This is a genomic window from Nicoliella sp. ESL1113 (assembly GCF_058509245.1).
Genome location: NZ_CP196388.1, coordinates 319,393 through 345,243, shown reverse-complemented (window position 1 = coordinate 345,243; position 25,851 = coordinate 319,393). Strand labels below are relative to the sequence as shown.

The 25,851-nt window shown below is 35.7% G+C and carries 24 protein-coding genes; 6 read left to right on the top strand and 18 right to left on the bottom strand.

Features of this window, described 5'->3' with window-relative positions; all coding sequences use genetic code 11:
* Positions 1-111: 111 nt before the first annotated feature.
* Both ACSYTJ_RS08325 and ACSYTJ_RS08320 read right to left on the bottom strand, forming a co-directional pair.
* Positions 112-405 (bottom strand): hypothetical protein, encoded by a 294-nt coding sequence (locus ACSYTJ_RS08325; RefSeq protein WP_491717472.1) that lies wholly within the window; start codon positions 403-405, stop codon positions 112-114.
* Positions 406-524: 119 nt separating this feature from the next.
* Entirely contained in the window at positions 525-2,171 is a 1,647-nt protein-coding gene (locus ACSYTJ_RS08320) for a hypothetical protein (RefSeq protein WP_491720344.1), read from the bottom strand.
* A gap of 249 nt (positions 2,172-2,420) precedes the next feature.
* Between ACSYTJ_RS08320 and ACSYTJ_RS08315 the strand changes: the two genes are divergently transcribed.
* A complete protein-coding gene (locus tag ACSYTJ_RS08315) occupies positions 2,421-2,741 on the top strand; it encodes a hypothetical protein (RefSeq protein WP_491717474.1) in 321 nt (106 codons plus the stop codon).
* Positions 2,742-2,888: 147 nt separating this feature from the next.
* Here the strand turns inward: ACSYTJ_RS08315 and ACSYTJ_RS08310 are convergent, their stop codons facing one another.
* The 5 genes from ACSYTJ_RS08310 to ACSYTJ_RS08290 all read right to left on the bottom strand — a co-directional run bounded on the left by ACSYTJ_RS08310 (position 2,889) and on the right by ACSYTJ_RS08290 (position 8,575).
* Complete coding sequence (locus ACSYTJ_RS08310; protein WP_491720343.1) at positions 2,889-3,416, bottom strand: hypothetical protein; 528 nt, start codon at positions 3,414-3,416, stop codon at positions 2,889-2,891.
* A gap of 74 nt (positions 3,417-3,490) precedes the next feature.
* A complete protein-coding gene (locus ACSYTJ_RS08305; protein WP_491720342.1) occupies positions 3,491-3,637 on the bottom strand; it encodes a hypothetical protein in 147 nt (48 codons plus the stop codon).
* A 4-nt stretch (positions 3,638-3,641) separates the two neighbouring features.
* A complete protein-coding gene (locus ACSYTJ_RS08300; protein ID WP_491720341.1) occupies positions 3,642-6,773 on the bottom strand; it encodes an AAA family ATPase in 3,132 nt (1,043 codons plus the stop codon).
* A complete protein-coding gene (locus ACSYTJ_RS08295; protein ID WP_491720340.1) occupies positions 6,770-7,909 on the bottom strand; it encodes an exonuclease SbcCD subunit D in 1,140 nt (379 codons plus the stop codon). The genes ACSYTJ_RS08300 and ACSYTJ_RS08295 overlap by 4 nt, the downstream gene beginning before the upstream one ends.
* A gap of 18 nt (positions 7,910-7,927) precedes the next feature.
* Positions 7,928-8,575 (bottom strand): DNA-3-methyladenine glycosylase, encoded by a 648-nt coding sequence (locus ACSYTJ_RS08290; RefSeq protein ID WP_491720339.1) that lies wholly within the window; start codon positions 8,573-8,575, stop codon positions 7,928-7,930.
* A gap of 115 nt (positions 8,576-8,690) precedes the next feature.
* Between ACSYTJ_RS08290 and ACSYTJ_RS08285 the strand changes: the two genes are divergently transcribed.
* Positions 8,691-9,671 carry a ketopantoate reductase family protein gene (locus ACSYTJ_RS08285; RefSeq protein ID WP_491717480.1) on the top strand — a complete coding sequence of 327 codons (981 nt, stop codon included), beginning with the start codon at positions 8,691-8,693 and terminating at the stop codon, positions 9,669-9,671.
* Positions 9,672-9,717: 46 nt separating this feature from the next.
* Positions 9,718-10,641: an AEC family transporter gene (locus ACSYTJ_RS08280; protein WP_491717481.1), complete on the top strand. Its 924-nt coding sequence runs from the start codon at positions 9,718-9,720 to the stop codon at positions 10,639-10,641.
* 50 nt (positions 10,642-10,691) lie between these two features.
* Here ACSYTJ_RS08280 and ACSYTJ_RS08275 read toward each other — a convergent pair whose 3' ends face one another.
* Positions 10,692-12,056 (bottom strand): glutamate--cysteine ligase, encoded by a 1,365-nt coding sequence (locus ACSYTJ_RS08275; protein ID WP_491720338.1) that lies wholly within the window; start codon positions 12,054-12,056, stop codon positions 10,692-10,694.
* Positions 12,057-12,211: 155 nt separating this feature from the next.
* On the opposite strand from ACSYTJ_RS08275, the gene ACSYTJ_RS08270 reads away from it, so the two are divergent.
* Positions 12,212-13,612, top strand: coding sequence for an FAD-binding oxidoreductase (locus ACSYTJ_RS08270; protein WP_491720337.1), 1,401 nt, complete (start codon positions 12,212-12,214; stop codon positions 13,610-13,612).
* A gap of 49 nt (positions 13,613-13,661) precedes the next feature.
* Here the strand turns inward: ACSYTJ_RS08270 and ACSYTJ_RS08265 are convergent, their stop codons facing one another.
* The gene (locus tag ACSYTJ_RS08265; protein WP_491717483.1) at positions 13,662-14,267 is read right to left on the bottom strand and encodes a zinc-ribbon domain-containing protein; all 606 of its coding nucleotides are present in this window, start codon (positions 14,265-14,267) and stop codon (positions 13,662-13,664) included.
* A 238-nt stretch (positions 14,268-14,505) separates the two neighbouring features.
* Between ACSYTJ_RS08265 and ACSYTJ_RS08260 the strand changes: the two genes are divergently transcribed.
* Positions 14,506-14,955 carry a hypothetical protein gene (locus ACSYTJ_RS08260; protein WP_491720336.1) on the top strand — a complete coding sequence of 150 codons (450 nt, stop codon included), beginning with the start codon at positions 14,506-14,508 and terminating at the stop codon, positions 14,953-14,955.
* On the opposite strand, the gene ACSYTJ_RS08255 is transcribed toward ACSYTJ_RS08260, so the two are convergent.
* The 7 genes from ACSYTJ_RS08255 to ACSYTJ_RS08225 form a co-directional block, all read right to left on the bottom strand.
* Positions 14,952-16,001, bottom strand: a complete 1,050-nt coding sequence (locus ACSYTJ_RS08255; RefSeq protein WP_491720335.1) for a hypothetical protein — start codon at positions 15,999-16,001, stop codon at positions 14,952-14,954. The genes ACSYTJ_RS08260 and ACSYTJ_RS08255 overlap by 4 nt on opposite strands.
* 142 nt (positions 16,002-16,143) lie before the next feature.
* Positions 16,144-18,273, bottom strand: coding sequence for an AAA family ATPase (locus tag ACSYTJ_RS08250; protein WP_491717486.1), 2,130 nt, complete (start codon positions 18,271-18,273; stop codon positions 16,144-16,146).
* Positions 18,274-18,338: 65 nt separating this feature from the next.
* Complete coding sequence (locus ACSYTJ_RS08245; protein ID WP_491717487.1) at positions 18,339-18,563, bottom strand: transcriptional regulator; 225 nt, start codon at positions 18,561-18,563, stop codon at positions 18,339-18,341.
* Positions 18,564-19,118: 555 nt separating this feature from the next.
* On the bottom strand, positions 19,119-19,496 hold the full coding sequence (locus tag ACSYTJ_RS08240) for a hypothetical protein (RefSeq protein WP_491720334.1): 378 nt from the start codon (positions 19,494-19,496) through the stop codon (positions 19,119-19,121).
* A 13-nt stretch (positions 19,497-19,509) separates the two neighbouring features.
* Positions 19,510-20,808: a Y-family DNA polymerase gene (locus ACSYTJ_RS08235; RefSeq protein ID WP_491720333.1), complete on the bottom strand. Its 1,299-nt coding sequence runs from the start codon at positions 20,806-20,808 to the stop codon at positions 19,510-19,512.
* Between the two features lie 99 nt (positions 20,809-20,907).
* Positions 20,908-21,195, bottom strand: a complete 288-nt coding sequence (locus ACSYTJ_RS08230) for a putative quinol monooxygenase (protein WP_491720332.1) — start codon at positions 21,193-21,195, stop codon at positions 20,908-20,910.
* Between the two features lie 87 nt (positions 21,196-21,282).
* Positions 21,283-23,013, bottom strand: a complete 1,731-nt coding sequence (locus tag ACSYTJ_RS08225) for a glycosyltransferase family 2 protein (RefSeq protein WP_491720331.1) — start codon at positions 23,011-23,013, stop codon at positions 21,283-21,285.
* Positions 23,014-23,275: 262 nt separating this feature from the next.
* Here ACSYTJ_RS08225 and ACSYTJ_RS08220 point away from each other — a divergent pair, with 262 nt between their 5' ends.
* Positions 23,276-23,683: a MerR family transcriptional regulator gene (locus ACSYTJ_RS08220; RefSeq protein WP_491717492.1), complete on the top strand. Its 408-nt coding sequence runs from the start codon at positions 23,276-23,278 to the stop codon at positions 23,681-23,683.
* 78 nt (positions 23,684-23,761) lie between these two features.
* Here ACSYTJ_RS08220 and ACSYTJ_RS08215 read toward each other — a convergent pair whose 3' ends face one another.
* Both ACSYTJ_RS08215 and ACSYTJ_RS08210 read right to left on the bottom strand, forming a co-directional pair.
* Complete coding sequence (locus ACSYTJ_RS08215; protein WP_491720330.1) at positions 23,762-25,132, bottom strand: pectate lyase family protein; 1,371 nt, start codon at positions 25,130-25,132, stop codon at positions 23,762-23,764.
* 110 nt (positions 25,133-25,242) lie between these two features.
* Positions 25,243-25,842 carry an NAD(P)H-binding protein gene (locus ACSYTJ_RS08210; protein WP_491720329.1) on the bottom strand — a complete coding sequence of 200 codons (600 nt, stop codon included), beginning with the start codon at positions 25,840-25,842 and terminating at the stop codon, positions 25,243-25,245.
* Between the last annotated feature and the right edge of the window lie 9 nt (positions 25,843-25,851).

Sequence of the window (25,851 nt, the reverse complement as noted above, 5' to 3'; positions counted from 1 at the left end):
TATTAAGGCCCGCTTTCTAAAATTAAGTAACGAAAGTTAGTATATCACAGTTATTTTAAACTAAAAAAGCCAGCCTTAAGTTAGGCTGGCTTTTAATTTAACCACTAGGAACTAATTAACTAGTTTCATATTTTTAGTAACATCTTCTCGATCACTTGGTTCTGTATCAGCAAACATGACGACTAATTGAACAATTGCCATGTATTCGCTAATGTCATTACTCAATTTTTCAATAATTGTAAATTTATTTTTTTTATTCATGTTAATCGTAAGTAAAGTATGTGAATTGTCGTTAATAATTCCAGAATTAGTAGAAATAATTAAAAAATTATTCTTGGTCCGTTTAAATTTGAGAGGGGTTCCAATCATTTTAATAATGTGTGATTTAAAATCCTTTAACTTCATAATTAAATACCAACCTTTCTATGTCAGTAACATTTCAAATGAATATGGCTCATTTATTTCATATATTACAAAATTTTTTGATTAGAATCAATCTAATTTTGAATTATTTTTATTTTTTTTTAATAATTTTTGATCCAATTCAAAATTAGATAACCAATCAAAACCACCCAACCGAATCCCATCATCAACACTGCCATGTTGAACCATGTGGTTGGTTGATAATAAATTTTAGCATGATTAATTCCTGGCTTAGAATCAATAAATATTTTACCGATCGTTGATGTATCAACGCTTACCTTCTTGCCATTCATTTCTACTATCGTATTAGCATACTTGATAACTGGAATGGAAACCCACCACTTATGATCCAGTGGATTGGTCCAAGAAATATCTAGCGCATTATTGTTTACAGTTTTTTTAATGGGTGCCATCTTCTGTTTAGTTTTTTTATCTTGAACGGATAGATTAGTCAAAATTTGTGATTTATAAAGGTGATATGGATGGTACACCCAATACTGATCTGGACTAATCTTAACAAAAAACGGTAGGTAATCAGGAGTGGGTTTATTAAAAGCGTTAATGGCATCAGATAAATTATCATCATTAAACATGGCTCTAAGTTTAGCAGGCTTATCGGGGCTAACCGTTAAATTACGATCTGGTAATACCACTTGCTTGGACCGATAGGTATTCACTCCGTTTTGAATTTCATGGTTCACATTTCGATTGAAAGTTATAAGAATAAAAACTGCAAAAATAACTTTACCACAATTAACGATAATAGAATGATTCAGATTAGATAAGCACATCCCAAACGCTAGTAATAATAAGACCGTTGCAACTACCAAAAATCGTGATGGAAATTGGATATAGTCAACGGAAGGAATCCAATCCGCTAAATGGTGCCACGGAAAGTAATCTGAAGCGATCCACAAAAATAAAATTCCATTTCCCGTAACTAACCATACTAAACCCTGCACCCGCTTAAAATTAAACACTAAGTATAAACCAATCGATATTAAAATAAATAAAAACGCTGCACTAACACCAAGCGTATTTAAACCAGAACCAACCCCTGTACTAGCAGCACTTGCCAATACTGCCTGTGATTGACCAGCTATCCGTGGTGCAGTAACACTTACATTAATCCCAGGTGCAACTGGTAACAAATTATTAGAGGTTGATAATTCTAACATTCCACCCCAAACATTTGCAGTTAATATTAGTGTTAAACCAATGGATAACAATAACTGATAAATCAACTTTAGGCGCTGTGTTGATAAATACAAAGCTGCAAAGAAAAATGGAATCAAGGCTAACGCTGCCATCAGTGATGTCATAACATGGATCTGTAATAAAAGTGCCATTGCAATTGCTAATCTAATAACTGATATTCGCCTTTTACGAACCATTTCAGTGCCCATTAATAAAGATAGCGGCAAAATAGCTGCTCCCCATCCAGTAAATTGTTGTCCAACGATCCACGCCATTACTGGATCAGACATCATATAAATTACCGCAATAAAAATCCCAACATAGTTCTTAATATTATTTTTAACTGCTAAACGATACATCAAACTACCGCTAATAAATAAAACTAGGAAGGAACTTAAAATTTGGTAACGATACCAAGTCTTTGCTAATAACAATAGCAATCCATTAAAATAAGCAAATAAGGGACCATAAAGAGCATTGACAACACGACCAGATTGTTGAAAGCCAAAAAAAGATTGAAAATAACTATATTGACCCGTTTTTATTTGCATTGCTGTATCATAGAATCGATTCATATGAAACGCAGAATCTACTCCATAAATAAAAGCATGTGAATGCACTTGCGGGTACAAAATCACTAATGCAATTATTAGTATTATTATGTATGGATAACCACTTTTTAATCGCAAGTTATTGATTCCTTTCATTATTTTTAACTCAATCATTTAATTATACAATTATCCATACTATAATTAAATCAATGAAATGTAAAAAAATTGTAAATTTAAGGGGGAATGATTATGAGGATGTTTATAATCAATCTGTGCGTTGTTGCTTCAGCAATCTGGTTAACTGCTGGTTTTTCTCACCTCATCATCGGTTGGTATAGCTTTGATCAAATACAAAAATTTAATTGGATCTTCTGGAAAGCCCAATTATTAGGAACATTAATCCTAACGATTGCCTTTATCGCCCTGTGGAGTGTGCATGTTAAATTTCTTACTAATAAGCCATTATTACTAGAGGGCATGTTTATAATTTTAATTACCGTTGGGATTCCGATTATCAAGTTCCCAATTATGCAATTGTATCTATCATTTAAAAATTACGAGGAAAAATAACCTCTCAGTGGTCCACTGATGTTGAAAAAAGTTAATGCGAACAAAGTCATTTAAAATATGATTAAATATTCACCAAAAAATCCTTAATCCATAAAGTCAAAGTATGGATTAAGGATTTTATACATAGAATAGTGGAGATAAAATCACTTATTTATTAATTTGATTAGCATCAAAAAGTAGGGTCTTGCTATTAATATTTTCAGAGCTAATCCCAAACTCACTAGCTTTACTATTCATTAAAGCTAATCCATTCCCATAAATTTTAACATGATCACCTAGCTTAATCTTATTGAAAACAACTGGTTTTCCATATACTAGGTATGTTTGATCTTTAGAAGTAATAACCATTGATTTTTGGTTATCCTTAACCTTACCAATGGTTTTAACCGCTCCATTGATAATCAATTTTTTATTGGCAATCTGCGCCTTGGCACTAGCAATTTGATCTTTATTCAACGCATTTTGAATCGTTGCGGAATCAATTTTTTGATAATCAGCAGTCCTAAGCATATTATTATTTCTTTCAGACTGACTTTTAGCCTCTTTTTTAGAACGATTAACTGCAACTGTAATCCCCTTTGAGTGGCCAGAAAATTGACCGTCACTACTCTCACTCGAACATCCTGCTAATAAAATGGACATTCCAAGTACAGTTAACATCAATTTAGTTTTCATTAATATAATCACCCCATTATATTCTAATCCTAATCATTAAATAATAGTGTTTCAATGTAGTTACAAATTAATGCCTATTTTCGATTCCTTAATAAAATAATGATGATCGTAACAATCGAAGCAATTAAGATCGTCCCCGTCAATAACCATAATGTTCGGTTATCTAACGTATAGCCATGCAATTGTTGCCTAAAGAAAAGTAGTAATTTAATAGTATTCATCTCCTTACGGGATAACAACGTTAGTTTTACTACGTCCCTGCCCTAGCGGTGTTACCCTTAGTTGAACTGGAATTTGTTCTTGAAGAGTGGCAACGTGGCTAATAATCCCAATCGTTCTGTCTGAAGATTCAATATTTGCAAGTGCTTCCATTGCTGTCTGCAATGTTTCGCGATCCAAAGAACCAAATCCTTCGTCAATAAATAAGGTGTCAATACTAATTCCACCAGACTCATTTTGAATGACTTCTCCTAATGCTAATGCCAGACTCAAAGACGCAATAAAACTTTCGCCCCCGGATAACGTACTAACCCCACGTGATTGACCAACATTATCATCAAAAACATCAATTTCAAGGCCCGTATCTTTTTGACTAGCACCGATTCCTTCATGTAAATTTAATCGATAGCGATTCGAGCTTAGTTCATCCAGATATTGGTTCGCTACTAATAAAATTTCTACTAGTTGAGCTCTTAATACATATCGTTCTAAGCTTAACTTAGCATCCCCCTTCCCATTGACAGTTTCGGAAAGAAGGGTTAATTCATTTAGTTTTTGTGCTTGGCTACCAATTTGGTTATAGCTATTAATAACTTGATTTAAAAGCGTGTCATTTAAGTTAAAGGCATCCCGTTTTTGCTGATATTGATTCTTTAAATCAACTACAATCTGATTTAAATGGGTTAACTTTGCATTCGCTTGAATCAAATCAACGGTTTTTTGATTCCCCACTAGCTTTCGATAAGTAACGATGTTATTTTCGACCAAATCAACGTCACGGTGATATTTGGTAACCCTTGCTTGTAACATACTTAATTCATCTACCTGGCTTAATAAATGAATGAATTTGTCATAATCATTATCCTTAAAATATTTTAAAATTTGCGCATCCAAATACGCTTTTTTACTTTGGTAATCCTTTTTTAAACCATCAACATCATCTTGCAGTTTTTTTAATTGTGTTTCTAATGAAACGATTGATTCACGATTATCAGTTTTTCTTTGATTAAGCTGATTAACTTTGTTTTGATAATCATCAATGGCAATTTTTAATTCACTTACTTTAGCATCCAATGAATCTAAATCCTTAATTTCATTAGGCATACTACTATTAATATCAATTAATTGCGTTCGAATAGTTTGAATTTCCATATCACTTTGATTTTTAGATTGCACAAATTCATCATACTCATCATTTAATTGTAAAAGCTCTATTTGCATTTTAGAATCCAATTTAGTTAATTGATCTAATTCCTGTATCTGTTCAAGATTGGTATTAAGGGATTGATGGGCTGTCCTTAATTGTTCATTGATTACAGTATCTAACTCGGTTCCAGTGATAGTATTCTGGATTGTAGTCAGCCGACTAGTTTCACTAATTATTCCATTTTTAATCTTTTCAATAGCATCATTTTGCTTAGCAACCTGACCACTTTGCTCGCTTACCTTAGATTTAAGTTCGGTCAATTTCTGCTCAGCTTGATGGTACTCATCATTAGCAATATTCACTAACTCTTCAGTAATATTTTTATTTTCAACATCTTCAGCGGGACGAGGATGTTGAATACTACCACAAACCGGACAGGGAACCCCATCCTTTAGTTTGCTAGAAAGAACTAAGATTTGATTAGTTATAAAATCATTATTCAATGCTTCGTAATGGGCTTTTAAATTTTGAACATTGGTATGCGCAACTTTAATTTGAGATTGATTATGGTCGAGTTCATTTTGTAAACGATTTAAATCGTTAATTTGGGCATTTAACTGCGCAACTCTTGGAACAAGCGGCTTTAATTGGTTAATTCGATTTTCAATTCGGAGTTGATCTTCCCTTAATGTATTTAATTTACTTGTTTTTTCAGCATTAGCTTGCCTTTTTTGAGTTAAATCTTTTTGCTGATCGGATAATTCATCAATCTTTGATTGGATTTTTGTTGCTTCTGCCAAAGCTGATTTTAGCTCGTTTTGTTTCAATTGGTGCTTTTCAAAAAGTGGCCTTTGTTGTTTATAAATGGAAAGCTGATCAGTTCGTCTTTTTTGATCTTGCAAATCATTAGCTAATTCCTGGCTTTCAGAATCAAGCGTTGCTCGTGCTTGCTTTTTCGTTGTTAGTTCTTGATCTACGCTAGCCAATTTCAGGTTTAAATTATCAATCTGATCTTTCATTTCTTTGATTCTTTGATTGGTAGGTTGTTGATTCTTAGCCCATTCCAATTCACTAATTTGCTGTTCTATTTGAATAAAAGCAGCTTTTTTGGCATACAGGGCTACTCTTTGTTGTTCATAATCATTTAATTCTTCAATCTGTTCATTAATTTTTTTGGCAGCATTTATTTTCTGATTTAAACCATCATAATCCGACTGCGCATTGTGCATTTTAACTTCATCATCATTAAGTTTCCCCAATTCAGATGTCCTTTGCTGCTTCAAAATTTCAATTTTTTGTCCAAAACTTAGTTCCTGAAATTCACTATCAGCAGTTTGCCAATCAATACTACTAAGGTCCTTTTCAATCGCTAATTCCCATTCTTTATTCTGATTAGCTTCAACCTTTAATCGTTCTTTTAAATTATCCCCCCATTTTTGATATAATTGCGTCTTAAAAATCCGCCGTAAGACGGTTTCTTTATCAGCACTATCAGCATCTAAGAAATTTTTAAAATCTCCTTGTGGTAATAGAATAATTTGAATGAATTGTTGGCGATTAATCTGTAATACGTCGTTTAATTTGAGGTTAATTTGTTGTAGCTTAGTAATCTCGGCTTTTTCAATACCATTTTCAAAAATTTTTAAGCGCCCTAGCGCTCCGTATTCTTTTTGTCCGTCTCCACGTTTCTTATTTCGTAACTGTTTTGGTTCGCGATGAACTAAATACACCGTTCCTTGATGCTCAAATTTAAAATCAACAGAAGTCTCTAAATTAGGATTAGCAAAATCAGAACGCATTTGCTCAACAGAGCGATCATCACTAGCGCCAGCACCATAGAGTGCAAATGTAATTGCATCAAAAATGGTCGTTTTTCCGCTACCAGTTGGTCCCGAGATTAAAAAAAGTAATGATTTATTCAGTTGGGTAAAATCAATCAATTCATCTTCATATGGTCCAAAATTTTTTAATCTTAAAGTTAATGGTTTCATTTATCCTTACCCCCATTTTGAACATCCTTAAGGGCCGCTTGGGCCCACTTCAACTGATTCTCAGTTAATTCCTGCTTAGCTATTTTACGATAGAATCGCTTCATCAATTCTAACGGATCGGCGGATCTAATCTGTTTAGCACTTTCACCGCTATATTTAAAGGCCATCTCATAACCATTTTGACGTTTTAGTTCAATAATTTTGGGGTAAATTTTCCGTAACTGCGCCATCATATTTGCAATTTGATTTTGATTAGTAATGCTAATCCCAATGTAATCATCCCGATTTATATCTTGATAGTAATTAGGATCCATTAATGTTTCAAAAGATTCAGTTAACTGTTTAACATCATGCAATGGTGAAATTGGAAAGAATTGACGGTTGGTTACATCATTTGTATCAACGATAAATATTCCCTTTTGTTGATTAGCTTCAGACAGCGAAAATTTAACAGGAGACCCACTATATTGAATCCGCGCTTCATGAATTGCATCCTTCCCATGAAGATGGCCTAATGCTACATAATCAAAATCGGTAAGCATTGCAGTCGGAACTGCTGCTAAGCCCCCCACGGTTAACCGAGTCTCAGAATCAGTGGTCGCACTACCCGCAGCAAAGAAGTGGGAAACTAAGACGTGTTTTTTATTAGGTGCAAAACTTTTTTTCATCTCATCAATAATTGCAGCGAAAGCTTGGTCAACATGTTGAATTGAATCATCGTTAAAATATTGACGGACTTCAAACGGTTCAAAAAAGGGTAATAAAAATAACTGCACGTCTGAAAACTCGATTGGGGAAAAAGCCTGAGCCACCTTAGTATTGATATACAGATTAGTATCTCTGAACCATTCACTACCCGTCGATAAACGTGTTGCACTATCATGATTTCCTGAAATTGCGTAAATCGGGAGCTGATCGGTTAGGTTCAACTTTTTCAACATTTGGTTCAACAATTGAACTGATTGTTCTGATGGTAAACTACGATCGTATAAATCACCAGCAATTATAATGCCGTCAACTTTCTCATCCCTTGCAATTTGTTCAATTTGAGCAAACGCATTGCGCTGTTCTGCTTCTAGATCAAATCCATGCAAACGCCTTCCGATATGCCAATCTGCAGTGTGTAATAATCGCATTGATCAATTCTCCTTAATTTATTTATTTTTTTGCCAACCGTTATTAGGTAAAACATCCCGCTTTAACATTCCAGAAACATATGGATTGCCAGCGACATAAAACCTAAGCGGTAACTTAGCGGAGGGACCGTTTTGGTTAACTCCAATTCTAGCACCCGTTCCTATCTTTTGCGGCATTTTTCGATCATTTAGATCGATTTTGATGGGACAATCATTTACAAATAACTGGTTCATTTTCATATCTTGAATTCCAAATGCTTCCATCAACTTGCCTGGGCCATTGGTTAAGTCCTTGCCGTGTTTAGCTCGATTCTTATTCATAATATCGATTCCAGAACATGGTTCTCCAGCACGAATCAAAATCCCCTGTGGAACGTCCTTTTGTTGGGTAACCACGTCAAATAAATACCGTCCGTGAATGGAATAAATATAGACAGTTCCAGGTTCACCATATAGCGGTTCAACAGAAGCCGTCCTTCGCCCTTGATAAGCGTGTGCAGTAGAATCATTTTCACCAAGGTACGCCTCAGCTTCAACAATATATACGGAAACCATACCAAATGGCCCGTTATAAATTAACTTACGCCCCAGACAATCTTCAGTGATCGCCTCTGTCGGCCGATCGCCAAAAAAGTGCTTAACTAAATCAATTTGATTAGATTTCATAACCAATTCCTCCGTTATTTAATTATTATATATAAAGTTCATTCTAATAAAAAGGTTGCAATTTAATTTGAAAGTGATAGAATTATTAAAAATCAATTAGATTGGAGTGACTTTTATGAAATATACAGTTTTAGGCGCTGGAGCCATGGGATTAAGAATCGGTGTTTTACTACAGGAGGCTGGTTTTCCAGTTGACTTTGTCGATGATTGGGAACCAGAAGTAAACAAGATTAAGGAACAAGGTGGCGTTTATGTCTCAAGAGACGGTCAAGGACGCCATTTAGTTCCAGTTAATATTTACTTCCCTGAAGAATATAAGGGCAATCCTGATGCATACATAGTATTTACTAAGCAGATGGGCTTGTCTGAGATGTTAGAAAGATGTGCTCATTTCTTCACAGACAAGCAATACGTCGTTAGTGGAATGAACGGAATGGGGCATATCGAAAAGTTCGATAAATACTTCGCCGAAGATAAGGTGATCGGTGGAACTGCTCTAATCGGAACCGTTCTTAACAAGCCTGGGGATGTTGATTTTATTGGTAAGCCTGGTGCGGGTTCAATGCACTTCGCTAACCAAACTGAAAAGCCTGACGATACTACCCATCAAATTATGGATGATTTTCAAAAAGCGAACTTAAACCCAACGTTAACCACTAACTTTATGGGGACTTTATTATCAAAGATCATCTTTAACTCAGTTGTTAACACCCTCTGTACGATGATGAAGATTCCAATGGGTGAATTCATTCAATCACCAACTGCTGAAAAGTTATCCCGTCAATTAATTAACGAAGCATACGATGTTTGTGAAAGAGCAAACATTAAACTATTAGGGACTCGTGAAGATGAATGGGAAACGGTTAAGTACGTTAGTGAAGTTGGAAATCCCCTTCACTATCCATCAATGTACCAAGACTTTTCAAAGGGGCGGCCAACCGAAGTTGATTACATCAATGGTTACATCTATGATTTAGGTGTTAAGTATCACTATGAAGCTTCAACTCATGATTTCTTACGTAACTTAGTTCACCTTGCAGAATTTGCCGGAAACTTTGACCTTGCATCCTATGTTGAACATGTCCAGAATAGCTAATTAATATTCTGAAAAAATCTAATGTTCAACACAGGAGGAAATTATTATGTTAAATAAAGTAGTTAGTGCTCTTTGTCCTATTATTGTAACCTTATTGGTTGGGTATTATGCTTCCTATCGAAAAAAATTCGACTTAAACGATGCCACTAAGTTCAATTCATTTATATTGGGCTATGCACTTCCGTTCAGTTTATTTGGAAGCATCATCTCGATCAAAAGTGCTACAATCATTGATAACCTTGCAGTCGGTTTTTGGGTAATGGTTGCCATGATTGGTGGATATATAATCACATTTGCCATTTCACACTATCTACTTAAAAGACCAATTAGTATTGCTGGGATTAGAGCATTGGCAATTAATGGTCCATCAATCGTTTATGTGGGTCCAATCATTTTGGGAGCAGTATTTCCAAAGGAAAGTGCCCTCATTATCTCATTTGGTGGAATTATTTTGAATCTATTTCAAATGCCTGTTACTATCATCTTAATTTCAATGGATAAAAGTGGCGATACTAACTATCTCAGCCACTTTGCTGCTGCATTTAAGAAACCTGTTGTTTTTGCACCCATTATTGCTTCTATCTTGGTATTACTAGGCTTTACTATCGATCCAGTCTGGGCTAGGGTATTTACCGTTCTTGGTGGGACGACGAGTGGTATGGCGTTATTCTCATCAGGAATTATTCTACAACGACTCAAGCCAAGTATGTCGTTCAATGTTGCTAAAAATGTATTTCTAAAGTTGATCATTGTTCCAATCATCATGTTCTTGTTAATGACCCTTACAAATACTAATCAACCAGTAATGACTCAAATTTTAGTTACAACTGGAATCCCAAGTGCTGCAATTATTACAACTTTTGCTAATCAATACCATGTTGCTGAACAAGAAATGGTTTCTACGCTCTTTTTCTCAACCGTTATTTCCATTTTCACATTAGCAGCAATTATGTTAATTAGAGGTATCTAAAACTGAATTGCTTAAAAATCCCACTACTTTTATCAAGTAGTGGGATTTTTTTATTTCGGTTGCCAATTTCCATCGAATAACCCTTGTTTTAATTCATGGATATCAACATTGCCGTCAGTCCCCTTGAATCCATCGAAGGAATAATCAGCTTCTAGGCCGTCTTCTTGGTATTGCTTTGCTTTTTGAATTCCAAAATCTAGTAAGGATCCGTCCTTAATTTTAGTAACTAAGTAACCATTAAGGGTATGATTAGGATCATCAATCTTATCTTGCACACTATCAAGCACTTCCAAATACTCAGGGCCTAATTCCAAGTAGTTAACAAATTGGCGTAAATTAGCAATAAATTCACGTGCCTCATTTTCATATTCACACTTATTAGCAGGATTTTCGGTTGCCACATGCTCGTTCATTAACTGGGCTTTTTTCAATTCGGCTTCAACGTTAGCATCAGCACTCACTGGATTGACCATCACAAAATACATCATTAATAGTCGAACAAACCTCAACGTCGTAGTTCTCAAAGCAACGTCAGTAGTGGGATCTAAATCAAACATTCTTAATTCTAAGTATTTAATTCCCTTTTCAACTAATTCGTTCAAGTCCTTACTACCCTTGAACCGCACCGCACCGTAAAATTCAGCAATTGACATGATCTTACCATCATTAACAGCATTCATAATTTTTTCAGCATATTTTTCAACACTTGAATAATCAACCGCAAAAGAAGTTGGGTACCCATAACTACTTTGCCGAATGCTTCGAATCGGATGACTAGGCCCCTCACCATTTTCAAAATAGTTAGCTTGAGCAACTGGGCTAGCCCCAAATAGGTAGGTCAATAGCCACCGATATTTAATAAATCCCTGCGCAACGATTGGATACACATAGTTTTGAACATCGACATTGCTATTAAACTTGTCACTAAAGTGATGTAACAAAAAATCAATCAATTGCGGAGCTAAACTTACGTTAATGTGAACACCGCTGGGCGTTTGTCTAGAAACTCCATAACGATGATACAAACCCTCGATATACTTTCGCTTCTTAGGGCTCGCTTTCGCTAATAATGATTCATCCTTTACAGTAGGCAATACAGGAGGCATTGACAATGGCCACAATAACTCTCCCTTAGCAAGCGCCTTTCTAAGGACTAATGTAATTGCGTACGAATAGTGGAGCGTATCTAAATCATCCTTAGCAGGTGGCGTAACCACCTCAGACATCGTTTCCAAAAAATCATTGGTGATCCAGGGGTTACTAGCCTCATTTCCAATGTTTTTTGGATATGGTGCCTGACTTAGATGACCATTTTCATCAATTCGATCACGTTCTACTTCGATTCCGGTTCCAATTTTAGCAGCTTCAGCTACTAACTGATTTTTAATAATTGCGTCTCCAATTTCATTAAACATTTGCTTCACCGACTTTCATATAATAAATATATTAGGTAAATTTTATAACAGATAACAAAGACTTACAATTGATAGCTATCAATGTGAGCATATTGATTGTGCAAAATCAAAAAAGCATTAAAATTAAAGTATAATTAGTTTTTAGGAGGAACATTATGGGAATTTTTAAAGCTTTTTCAAAAAGTGATGTTATCAACGATTTAAAAAGTAGCGTTGCTGATTCTGAAATAATTACCGATGCAGATAAACTCAAGGCACAAAGCAGTGATTCTGATGGATTGGTATCCACCAATAATCATTTAATTGCACTGGTGAACGTATCTAATACAGATGATGTCAAAAACGTATTGAGCGTTGCTCGAAAGTACCACCTCCCAGTTATCCCAAAGACCACTGGTTCTAGCGTTGTTTCTGGTTCCAATGCTGTTGAAAACGGAATTATGATCTCAACTGCTAAGATGAATCAAATTATAAAAGTTGATGCAAATGATCAAATTGCAGTTGTCCAACCAGGGGTAATTAATAATGAATTAAATAAGGAAGCTGCTAAGGTCGGAATGTTATATGCTCCTGATCCAGGTTCAAGGACGTTCTCATCGATTGGTGGAAATACAAACACCAATGCAGGTGGTGCCAGTGCCCTTCGCTATGGAACAACTAAGGATTCAGTATTAGCGCTCACCGTTGTATTAGCTGATGGCCGCGAGATTCATGTTGGGACCGAAACCCATAAAAATTCATTTGGATATGATTTAACCCACTTATTCGTTGGTTCTGAGGGCACCCTTGGAATTGTAACTGAGATTACCGTGAAGTTATTTCCCATTCCATTGGGAAGAACAGTGGCTGGCTCAGCAGTATTCAAGGATCTATCGACCTTAAATGCAGTCGCCACTGCAGTGAGAAAATCAGGCGTATATCCTTCATTAATGCAGGCTTTCGATGTCAACATCCTTACAGCAATGGATAAATTAAACGGATCCCAATACACCAAGGATGGACAAACCATGTTGATCGTTAAAATTGATGGCAGTAACGAAGAAGCCGAAAAAATGCTCACAAATATTTTTGAGCAGTATGATGGTAAAAAAATTCAAGTTAGTTCTAATCCGAATGAAGCTAAAAAGATTGCTGGAATAGCGATGGCGATGTTCCCGGCAATTTATTCCGATAAAAATAGTCAATTTTTTATGTCTGACTTAACCGTCCCACTAAGCCAATTTACTACCCTAATGGATTATGCAAACAAGCTAAGGACTGAATTATCCGTCAATCTTTTTACATCCGCATATGCTGGTGATGGAACAGTCCATCCGATTATTGGTTGGTCTAAAGATGCGCCTAAAATTCCTGATGATGTGATTATGGCAGTTGAAAAACTTTACCAAAAGACAATCGAACTAAATGGTACCATTACTGGGGAATATTCAGTGGGATTGTTAAAAAATCAATGGACTCGAATTCAACTTGGCGCTAACGTTGACTACCTTCAACAACAGATTAAATCACTATTAGATCCAATGCACATTTTAAATCCAAAACAAAAAATTAACTAAATTAAAAAAGCCACTTCATCATCGTGGCTTTTTCAATTATATAATCCTGTTATTTTTCATCAATCCAAGTATTGTATTGATCAGTTAATTCAGCTAAATTTACTAAATTTTTCTTTTGAAATGTATTGTGTTTAATCGTTAAGGGACAAGTCATTTTTAATACGCCCCTAGTTGAACGAATTGTTAATACCCTTTTCCCAAACCCGTATCTAAAATCAAATTCTTTAATTTCAGCATCATCTAAATATGCATTCTTTCCAGTTAATTGGCCTGAGGCCCCAATGCCTATAAATAAGATGCCATTCTTTTCGAACGATAATATGTATGACTTAGCAACTAATAAGTCCCATATTAAAGCCAACGATTGTTTTCGATTATAATTTTGAGCGAAAACAATATTGTCAATTCGATCAGAAAAACCCATGGCCTTCTTATATGATGAAATTTGGTCAACTTGGATATCTTCATCTAAGCTACTAGAGATAATCTCTGGTAGCTTAACACTTAGATTGTAATTATTTTCATGATTAGTAAAATTACTCCCCGCACCAATTGCTTTCACCGCTTTAAAACTAAAACCGCAGTTAGGGCAGACCATATCATTAGCCGTTACCGTTGTCCCACATTCAGGACACCTTTTATTTTTAATCATCATCGTTCACCTTCATTATTACTATTATTATTTTAATGATAACATGTTCATACTAGATACTAACAATAAAATAAATGGGACCGGCCAAATACCTGTCCCATTTACATTTTGCCTGATTTAACATCTATTTTGATTCACCTAATCAGTTCTAAAGAGCATCAATCCCCATGGTTATAAGCTATTATAATGCTTATGACGTCATGACATCAATTTATCAATTCAAAAAGGAATGTTTATCAATATGACTAAAATCACTGGATTTGAAATGGCTAAAATCGTTCAATCAGAAATGAATACTAAATTTAGCTTAGTTCGAATAAGGGAAATTGAGATTGACCCATCAAAATCTGATCCCGAAATTAACATTACGCTAGAAGGTAAGTTATCCAAATCCCACTTTGAATTAAAACTAATCGCAGAACAACAAGAAGAGAATAAAAATAACGTTCATTTTACGTTACTCAATAACGATCAATTCTTCTTAGAACTATATCGACAAAACAGAAGTCAATACGTTCAAAGAAACCATGAAGTTGCCGAACAAATTAGGGATACCGAATTAGTTCCAGAAAATCTTTACCTAATTCAATCAGCAAATGGATTGCCAGGGGTAGATTTTATTCAATTAAGCGCTTTTGTCGATGCTACCAACTTAATCATCACCATTTGTGATATTTTCAAGAATAATTAAAAGCTTCCTGAAACCTTCATTAATTCAGCTGGTCGCATAGCCAATAGTAATCCATGCCCTTTTCTATCAAATGTAATTCCCTCAAATTCTCGATTAGTTTTAACATGAACATATTTAATATCTTGTCTTTTGAGGGTATTAATTTTATTGGCAGGAATCGATAAAATACAGCCATCTGATACAAAATAAAGGCGATTACTTTTTGGATTATATCCCATCCCCTGTGGAATTGGACCAGCTGCGTGGCGAATCGCACGTCTAGCTAATCGAAAATGAACGCGGTGCGTAGAAATGGATCCATAGTAAATTTTATATGCTCCCTTCACAACGTTTCCACCCCCACTTCTCACATTGGTATACGCCCGACCATGCTTATCAAAGGCAAGCGTATTATCAATAAAGCTACTGTTATATGCAAACTTAAAATTAATTTTGTAGTTCGGACGTAGGGTCTTGATACTTAATCGCTCTGCACTCGCATGATAATAAGAGCCCCGCCCAACGTTAATAAACCATAGCTGCTTATTCTTAGGATTATAAGCTAATGACTGGCCATGCCCGCCTCTAAATACTGGACCTACTTTTACACCATCTAGTTTCGAATCTTTATGGGATAAGGGAATTCCATGTCGCTTAATTTTTTTAGTATCATACCTTACGATAAAATCACGTCGATCATCAGGACTACCATTATAGTTATACATCACATAGACATACCGCCCTACCCTAGCAGCACTTTGTGGTGCAGCCCACGTGGCCGAATTATCATATGATAAAAAATAGCTAGTTGAAAACGTTACCTTTTTAACGCCACCATTAACCCGCATATGGTTGATTCGCCCAGAATTAGGATAATAACCATTCGAATAGACCCTTGGGACTAGCCTTGTGATATTAGGATTATCAACCACCTTTACTTTGTTTGTCCTTGTTACAGCAGGTTGCTTTTGATTTCGGATCGTCATTGCAGAAACATTCTGACAATCAATTACCATAAATAAAGTAATTGCAATTAAAAACAGCAACCACACATTTATATGCTTCATTACTTCATCTCCCAAACGTATACCGCTTTATTATACGCTTTTCAATGATTTAACATTTTACATTTTAATTAAAAATGCGCAGTAGTATGTAAAAAAAGGTACTGACTAACAGTCAGTACCTTTTAAAATAATTAAATCTTAATTACTTATTATTCTTATCAGTTGATTTCTTAGGTTGAGCATCAGTTCTTTCACTGATAACTAGCTTACCATCTTTAACGGATGCAAGTAGGTGTTTAACATCAATGTGATCAAGATAAAAGTCAGTAATGTTATCCCTAATTTGTTGTTCAACGACCCGCCGAAGTGGACGTGCACCCATCGCTTCATCATAACCATGTTCAATTAATAGATTCTTAGCATCGTCGGTGACATGGACATCCATTCCCTTCTTAGCCAAGGTCTTATTAACATCATCTAGCATTAAGTTAACGATCTTCTTCAAGTCTTCCTTAGTTAAGTGTGAGAACTCAACGATAGCATTAAATCTATTCAAGAACTCTGGTCTGAAGTAAGGTGCTAACTTCTTTAAGATGTCATCATCCTTTTGCTTATCACCAGTAAGTTGTTCATTTCCGAATCCAGCATTAGAAGTAGCAATGATAACGGTATTCTTAAAGTTAACGGTGTTTCCCTGCGCATCAGTCAAACGCCCATCGTCTAGTACTTGAAGTAAGAGCGTCAAGACCTGTGGATTAGCCTTTTCAATTTCATCTAATAATACGATGGAATAAGGATTTCTCCGTACCTTTTCGGTCAAAGTATTATTATTGTCATTGTAACCAACGTACCCAGCACTAGCACCAATCAATTTTGAAACAGCGGTAGTGTCAGAGTATTCAGACATGTCCAATCTAATGATTGCACCCTTATTTCCGAACATGTCTAAAGCTAATTGCTTTGCTAATTCAGTCTTACCAACACCAGTAGGCCCAACGAATAAGAAACTACCAATTGGACGATTGCCTTCGTCAAATCCAGCCCGATTCCGCCGAATCGCACGAGCAACATCTTCAACGGCTTCATCTTGGCCAATGACCTTACCACGAAGTCTAGAATCCATTGTCTTTAATCTTTCAATGTCGCTTGAACCCATCTTAGCAACTGGAATCCCCGTTAATCTTTCAACAGATTTAGCAACATCATCGACACTAGCGGTAACCTTCTTTTCATCACTACTATTATCTAGTTGTTCCTTCAAAGATTCAATCTTATTTTGATGTTTCAATGCATCTTCATAGTCTTCCTTATCAGCAGCAGCTTGTTTAGCGGTGGTTTCCTTCTTGATATCTGCTTCAATTTGCTTTTGATCAACCACTGGGTGTTGAGCAGCTAAATGAGCAGCAGTCATATCAATTAAATCAATCGCCTTATCTGGTAAGTGTCTTTGTGGGATGTATTGATTAGAAAAGTCAATCGCAGCCTTTAAAACCTTATCTGGTAGTTCAACATTGTGGTGCTTTTCGTATAGTGGACGAATTCCTTCCAAAATTCTGAAAGTGATTTCATCTGAAGGTGCCTTAACTTGTACTTCATTAAACCGACGTGCTAAAGCTGCATCCTTCATGATTGTGTTTCTATATTCATCTTGAGTCGTTGCCCCAATAATAGAGATTTCACCACGAGATAAAGCTGGTTTAATAATATCAGCTAAGCCCTTCGACCCACTTTCATCTCCAGCATTTCCGGCTCCTAAAATTTGATGGATTTCATCAAAGAATAGGATGACATTACCCCTTGCCTTAACTTCTTTGATTAGGTTTTGAATGTTTTGTTCAAAACTACCACGGTATTGAGTTCCCGCCTCAAGGCCAGAAATATCAATACTAATAATTTCCTTATTTTTAATTGCAGCAGGGACATCACCCTTAACAATTGATTGAGCTAATCCTTCAACCACCGCAGTTTTACCAACTCCTGCATCACCAACTAGTACAGGGTTATTTTTAATTCTACGTGAAAGTACCTCAGCAGTTTCTTGAATTTCTTTTTCACGACCAATAACAGGATCTAATTTCTTGTCACGAGCTTCTTGAGTTAAGTTAGTTCCTAATTTATCAAGGATACTTCCCTTAGAATCTTTACCACCTTGTTGTGGTTGTTGACCTAGTTGACCGCTTTTTTGTAATTCCGCGAATTGTTCAGGAGTTAATTCCTGTCCATTAACTGAGTAACGGCGTTGTACATCACCATCATTATGATTGTTAAAAAATTGATTAAAAATATCGTCAAATCCATCATTTGAGAATGGATCATTTGAAAATCTAGCCATAAAAACATTCCTCATTTCATATAAAATTAATTTTTAATTTAAATTTACAATGTTTTAATTGCTGATTACATTTTCAGATAACTTTCCTCAAGAATTTTGAGAACTTGCCACATCTTTAGGTGCTGAACGCTAGCGATTGCATTCAAGTCTCTAATATTTATAGAAGTTGCACTTGATTGATGCTTATTAAATGATTTATGCAGTGTTGTGTATCCATAGCCGGACTCTTTTGCAACCCGGTAAATTGATAGTTTATTATCGTCTAGATATGCTTTGATATTTATTTTCATAATTATCCGCCTCGATTCGACTATACAATAACATATTTCACACATAACACAAGTGTAAATCAGCAATTATTAAATTTTTTCTCGTAAATTGATTATATTTTTTATTAGCTTTTGTTTATAATTAATTTACATATACTAATATATCACTTATTTCGTATAACACAAATATAAAGCTCATAAAAATGATTTTTTTTAATAAAAAAACAGTCTTCAAATTAAAGACTGTCATATTAGGCTATTTAACGTAATTCATTTTTAAATATTTAACAAGTGACACGATAAAGATGATTATTAATACAACTGCAAAAAATAATGACACCCACATTTTCAAAACATTCTCCGATGGAGTCCCAATATTTTGGGACACTAAATCACCTGGGTATAGATGCTTTAGATAATAATAGTTCTTGTAATCCACCCTTGCAGTAAAAAATAAAAATAAAGATACAAAGGGTGAAATCAGTGCTATTGACAATAGTATATACCTTCTCATCGAAATTCACCTCTCTTTGAATTAATCCGCTTATCTAATTGTAAACCAAATTCAAAAAAGTATCACATATTTAAACTAGTCCTAATATTGCGAATTAGTTCTAATGCAAAAGATTCAATTCCGTTATTAGTATGGATAAACAATTGCTCAGACTGAACTCCCTTGATTTGACCCCGAAATTCAAAGGGGGAACTATTCTCTAAGGAGTTAACTTGAATGATTACTAATAAGTGTTCATCAATCGATTTTATAATCAAGTCTCGAATAACATTAATTGATTGTTGACGACGAGTTACCAATGCATTTGAATGCTTTTCATTTTCAATATAGGCAGTATGGTCACTCAACATAAACCCCTGCCATTTCATCATCCCTCGATCATGAAAATCATTATCAATAAACTTTTGCGCTACTTCATCACTTACTGGATGCTTAATCATTTAATACTCCTTCCTACTTAAAAGCATTACCACCATTATGACCACCTACTAGTTTACTTCTTGATTTTCGAGTAGCTCCCCGTTTTAAATCATAGGGATGCATAATTGAATTCACTCCAAATTTATCCCGAATATCATCAACTACCCTTTCTAAATCATGGTGCTTAACCTGCGAATCTAGTGAATCGAATAGGTTCATTTGTTCACTAAATCCATCAACTAACCCACCATAATTAATTGCAATATTCCGAACACTTTCACCATTCCAATACTTATCAAACATTCGTAATAAATAACCAATTAATTCATTAGTATTGTCAGTCACATCAATTTTTTGAGAATGCGCAAACCCAGTCCCTAATCCATCTGCTTGGGCGGCATAACTAAATCCTACGTGTAGATAAACCTTGGTTGCCTGTTTCTTTTGATGACGTAATCTGGATGCAACTTGCTCCCCAATTTCCTTAATTACAACCTTGATGTCTTCGGAGCGATGATAATCGTGAGCTAAAACTTGTGAATTTCCAACACTACTAGCCTTTGTTTTTACTATTTGATCTAATTGGGCTCGATCAATTCCGTTAGCCAATGCAAATAGCTGTCCTCCGAGCACACCAAATTCTTGTTGTAAGTAATATGGATCCGTGTGTGCTAGTTCATACATCGACTCAATTCCAATATCATTTAAATGCTTAGCAGTTCTTTTGCCAATGCTCCACACAGAACTTAATTGTTTAATCGGCCAAATCATTTGACCAAATGTTTCATAACTCAACTCACCAATCATTTCATAATCATGCTTTGCCAAAATGTCCAATGCCAACTTAGCCTGCATTGGATTTTCACCAATCCCAACGGTGGTATAGAGTCCCAATTCAGCCTTAACCGCTAACTGAATTCGTCTAGCAACTTCTTGATGGGTCTTGCCAAATAAGTGCCATGACTTAGTCATATCAATAATAGACTCATCGATCGAATAGGGGTAAACGTCTGGTTCTGCTGCAAATCGCTGAAAGATATTATTCACCGCCAGATTTTTTTCGATATATAAATTCATCCGTGGGGGAACGATAATCATTCGACTATCATGGGGTAAATCACGTTTACGATCCACATTTTTAAGGTGATATAGTTTTTTAGCCATTGGAGAAGTTGCTAAAATTAATCCACCATTGGTATTATCATTTTCTGATAACACCACTAATATTGATTTCATTGGATTTAAGCCCAATTTAACACTCTCAACGCTCGCATAGAATGATTTATTATCAATTACCATAAAAACACCATGCGGTTCTTTGCTGTAGTCCATCGCTTTCCCCTCCTTTCATCCATATTATACGAACAAATGTTCTTAAATGCAATCAAAATTAAAACGGCCGCCATAAAAAGCTGGCGACCGTTGAAATTTTTATTGTTGTGAATTTAAAAATAATAATTCTGGTTGTTTGGTAACATATTCTGCAATATGATCCTTAAAGTTAATTAAATGGGGCGTCTTCAAATGAGAATCCAAGCTCGCTTGATCTTGCCAGTGTTCCAAAATTAAATACTGATTCTCATCATTTTGATCTTGATAATGCCCATAGGCTAAATTACCTGCATCATTTAATGACTTAGTAACCAAATCATTAATAAAGGGTAGGTATTCAGCACGCTTAGCGGGATCAATCGTAATTCTAACGTTTACAACAATCATTAATCTTCATCTCCTCAAATCCATTTTATCATAATTCAATATTCATTAATCAAAATTACCATTAAGCGCTCAATTGAAACCCTTTAACTACGTTGTCCAAGGGACCGCTTTCTTGCTTCCATCAGTCAATGCATCATGGTTAGCACGTGTTAAAAGTGCCATTTTCTTTTTATCATCATTATTTTGGTAATTAGACTTCATTGTCATAATAAAACCCAAACAACCTGGCAAAAAGGATAGTAACACCCACGAACTACTTGAACACAGAATGCTAGCTAAGATGGTGATAATCGAAAATATCATTCCCGAACCGTTTAATTTTAATGCATCCCAAAGTGTAAATCGTTCATTTTCCTTAGGGGTTACGTTAAACTTTGCGGGTTTCCCAATCAATGCTAAATAGGTGCACCGCACGGTAAGATAATACATTGATCCATATAGTAGTGCCGTTTGAAATTCATAATTAACAACCTTGGATAACTTCATTCCCATTTGTAATTCAAAAATCGCATCGGGTAACATCTGACTAAAATAACAAACTAGTGTTGGAACTACCATAAACGATTGGTAACCCATTTGCGCATGGCCTAGTGGTAGGATAATACTACATAAAATCAAACTAATGTATTCAAAAGCGAAAATCGGCGTTGACAAAGTAAAGGTTAATAAATCTAATTTCTGACGCCTCGTAAAAAGTTTAGTCTTCCATAGTCGCATTCCATAGACCCGCATGAATTGGAAATTAGCAGAACAAAACTTACTGGATCTAACCATTAATGCGGCCGAATTTACTGGGAACTCTTCATTCCCATAAAGCGCAATCGCAAATTCAATGTCCCATCCCTTAAGCAACACCTCAAAAGACGTACATAGATCCTCTGCCACCATGAATGGCATTTTACCAATATCATCAAAGCATTCTCTACTAAACATCACACCATGCCCCAGTTCGATACAAACGGTATCACCATTTTTAACTATTTTTGGTTGCCGCTGTTTACTTTGAATATTAGTGGTTCTCACTCCTGAATATAGGCTTCGAACCGTATTCTGAACGGGCCAAAAAGTATTTCCAGAGTTAGAAAACATTCGCATAAAGCTATTTTCATTCCGTCCACTAATGTGATTAGCCTGCAGAACCCCCAAATTGGGATTGTACAAAAAATACTTAAGCGCCTTTTCTACAAAGGTGGGTTCCAGTAATTCATCACTGTCTAAAATCACGAAATAATCATAAGTCCCCTTCCCCTCATTGCAAAGATAGTTATCCAAGTTACCAGCTTTAGCATGGTAATTAGGAACATCACGGACCCATTTAACATACGGATGAACCTTAACGAATTGAGCGATTTCATCAATGTATTTTTGCTCAGTCGAATTATCCAAAATGACCGCCTGAACATTTTCATAGGTCTGTTGTAGGCATTGATTCAAAGCATATGGAATAAAATCATTATAAGTCGTGTATAATAACTGGACCCGTGGGTTAAAACCACTCGGAAATGGTTTTGACTGAATATACTTTTCGCGATCGACCGCAAACCTTTTCACCCGCATGTAAAATAGAGGTAAAAATAAATTAGACAAACCATAATAAAAGAAAATCGCCACAAATATTTGATTCAGAATTAATAACATTGCCATTATGGGTTTATGGCTCTTAAAATTAGGAATGATTCCGTCTAAAATGGTGTAGTATTCAAAAACCGTCATTATTAATAACCATGAAGTCATAATGGTCCAATATAACTTACCGCTTAAATCTTCATAACTAATCCGTTTAAAGTTTAATTTAACGGGTAAATGTGCCTCATTCAAAGAAAGCACCTCCTCCAATCATTAATATAAATATTTGAATTCGGTGATTATTATTTTATGTAGTATATAATCATGCTGAACCATCAAACTAAAAATTACTATTATAATTTTAATCATTTATGCTAACACTGTTAAATAATTAGCCTTTATTATTTATTTTTATTATTGGTTCAATCACGCACTTTAAAGTATTCATTGTTTTTAAGTTGACTTAAAGTTAGGTTTAAAGAGTATTATTGACAATAAAGAAAGGAAGCAGATTATGAATATTAAACAAGTAAGTGAAATTACTAAGGTGCCAGCATCGACCATTCGTTATTATGAAAAGGAGCATATCATTCCATCAGTTGAGCGAAATCATTCAGGAGTTCGTAACTTTGATGAACACTTAATTCGACGCATCAACTTTGCAAAAACAATGCGGGCCGCTGGAATGGAAATTGATACTTTAAAGCATTATATTTACCTATTCGACCAAGTCCAAGATAGTGAGCAAGAACAGCTTAATCTATTAAAGCAACAAAAAGAGATTATGGAAGAAAAACGGGATGACATTCAAGCAGCCATTGATCACCTAACATATAAAATCAGTCATTTTGATGATCATATGCTTGAGGCCGAAAAAGAGCTTCGGGAATTAGAGAGAAACAGCAATTCTAAAGACAAATAAGTTTAGGACTATAAAATCAAAAATAACGGGGCTTAGGAATTCCTAAGCTCCGTTATTTTGATTTAATATTAATCCTTATTATTTACTAGTTCCACTATTGTTCAAAACGTTATTTTTAACTTGATCTGTACTAATTGCAGTCACATTATCATTAACAGCACTATCATTCCCCTGCGTCGTAGCAAGCGTTTGGCCATTAAAGACGTTCCCAATACTAGTTAAATTATTACCACCGTCATTTTCAACAAAGTGATGACTTTCAATTCCACTAGCATCAACCACATTATTGCGGGCTAGAATTGTGGACTTATATCCAGAACCAATGGCATAACTAAACTTATAAGCACTGGAACCATCATTTTGATAGTAATTATTAACAACGTCCACTACTCCATATCTTACCCGTGGCATTCTTTGGATATCGTTCAAGAAGTAATTATCAGCAATCGTTACATGGAGCTTGCCACTATCGCTGGTATCGCTGTCTGAACTACCGATCAACATCGTCTTATCGTGATCAGCGAAGATATTGTAGTTCGCAGTCACATAATCTGAACCATCGGTAATGTCAACCAAGCCGTCATGTTGTTGGTATTGCCGCCCATAGTAAGTAGCGGCATTCGCATCGGAAGTACTGCCATCTTCAAAATGATCATGGGTCAACCAAACATTGGTGGCACCCTTCAAAGAAACGGCGTCGTATTGAGAATTCCAATTTCCAGTGCTTCCATCAGTTGGATCCCATTGAGGGAAGAAGTCAACTGGCGCAATCATGTGTAGATTTTGGAGGATTACATTGTTACTTTCGACCATGAAATTGATGTTTGAAAGTGTGACCCCATTCGCACCAATAATCGTAGTGTCGCTAGGAACAGCTACCTTAACGTTTTTGCCCTGATTATCTTCGGCCTTTTGGCGGGCTTGTTCTTGGGTCCCTGATGGCTTGGTCTTTCCATAAGTAGCTGGATTATAAGCAGTTAGGTAAGCATTTAAGTCATAGCCCGTTCCTTGAGCATAACTAGCTTCTGTATTGCCACTATTCCCGTCAATATTGCTATCAATATAGACTTTTCTAGGACCACTAACCTTAGATGACAAGGCTGCTCTTAGTTCCTGCATATTACTTACGTGAAATGTATTGGCACTCGTTGCATTGGTGCCCCCGGTAGCCTTAGATCCGTAGCCCACTGCACCCGAAACGGTATTTACATTTTGATTATTTTGTCCTTGTGCTTGCTTTTGGCTTTTTTTATTGGTTTGTTTATTCTGACTAGATTTATGCTTATTTTCCTTACTCTTATTAGCATGGTGCTCCTGTTTCTTACTGTGCTTTACTTTGACTGAATGATGATGCACCGTTTTGGCGTTCGTTAAAATTGGTTGAACACTGAAACCACCTAAGACGAGTGCTGAAAATAGCACCGTCATTTTTTTGGAAAATTTTTGCATAAATTTATCGCTCCCTAACTTTATTGTTTTATTACCGCTACAAATATACGCCCAATCAATAACAAAATAAAGGGGTTCCAGCAAAATAAATTCGCTGGAACCCCTTTAGATTAAGGCCTATTGATGCCGATACTAGTCCTTGCATATAATTCATAATCATCAAGCAACCGCTTTACTAAATCAGCAATTGCATTTCTAGAAACGTCGTGACCACCAAATGGTTGGTCTTGAGCCGTTACTTCATAGTTATCGGGACCATTATCGAACCAGCCCGGCCGAATGACGGTGTAATTCAAGCCACTGGCAGCAACGATATCAGCAGCATCGCGATATTGTTGCAAAAACGGATTGTGCTTTAAATTCCCATTTGCCCCAACGGATGCCGGAATTTCGTTATAGATTCCCATCGAACTAATAAAGACCAATTTGGCAAGCCGCGCCTTTTTAGCTGCTGTCACTACTGCAGTCGCTAGCTTTGCCATCGGACCACTTAGCGCCACGAACGCGGCATCTTGATCCTTGAATGCCGCTTCTAAATCAGTGGCGTTCAAGACATCGCCATCGACTAGCCTAACATTACTAGCAGCTAGCTTTAAGCTTGAAGCAGAACGCGCAAACAGCGTCAGTTGATAATCATCATTATTAATTAATTGATTCGTTAGTGTCCGACCTAGTGAACCCGTTGCACCAACAATTAGTATCTTTTTCACTTTATCACC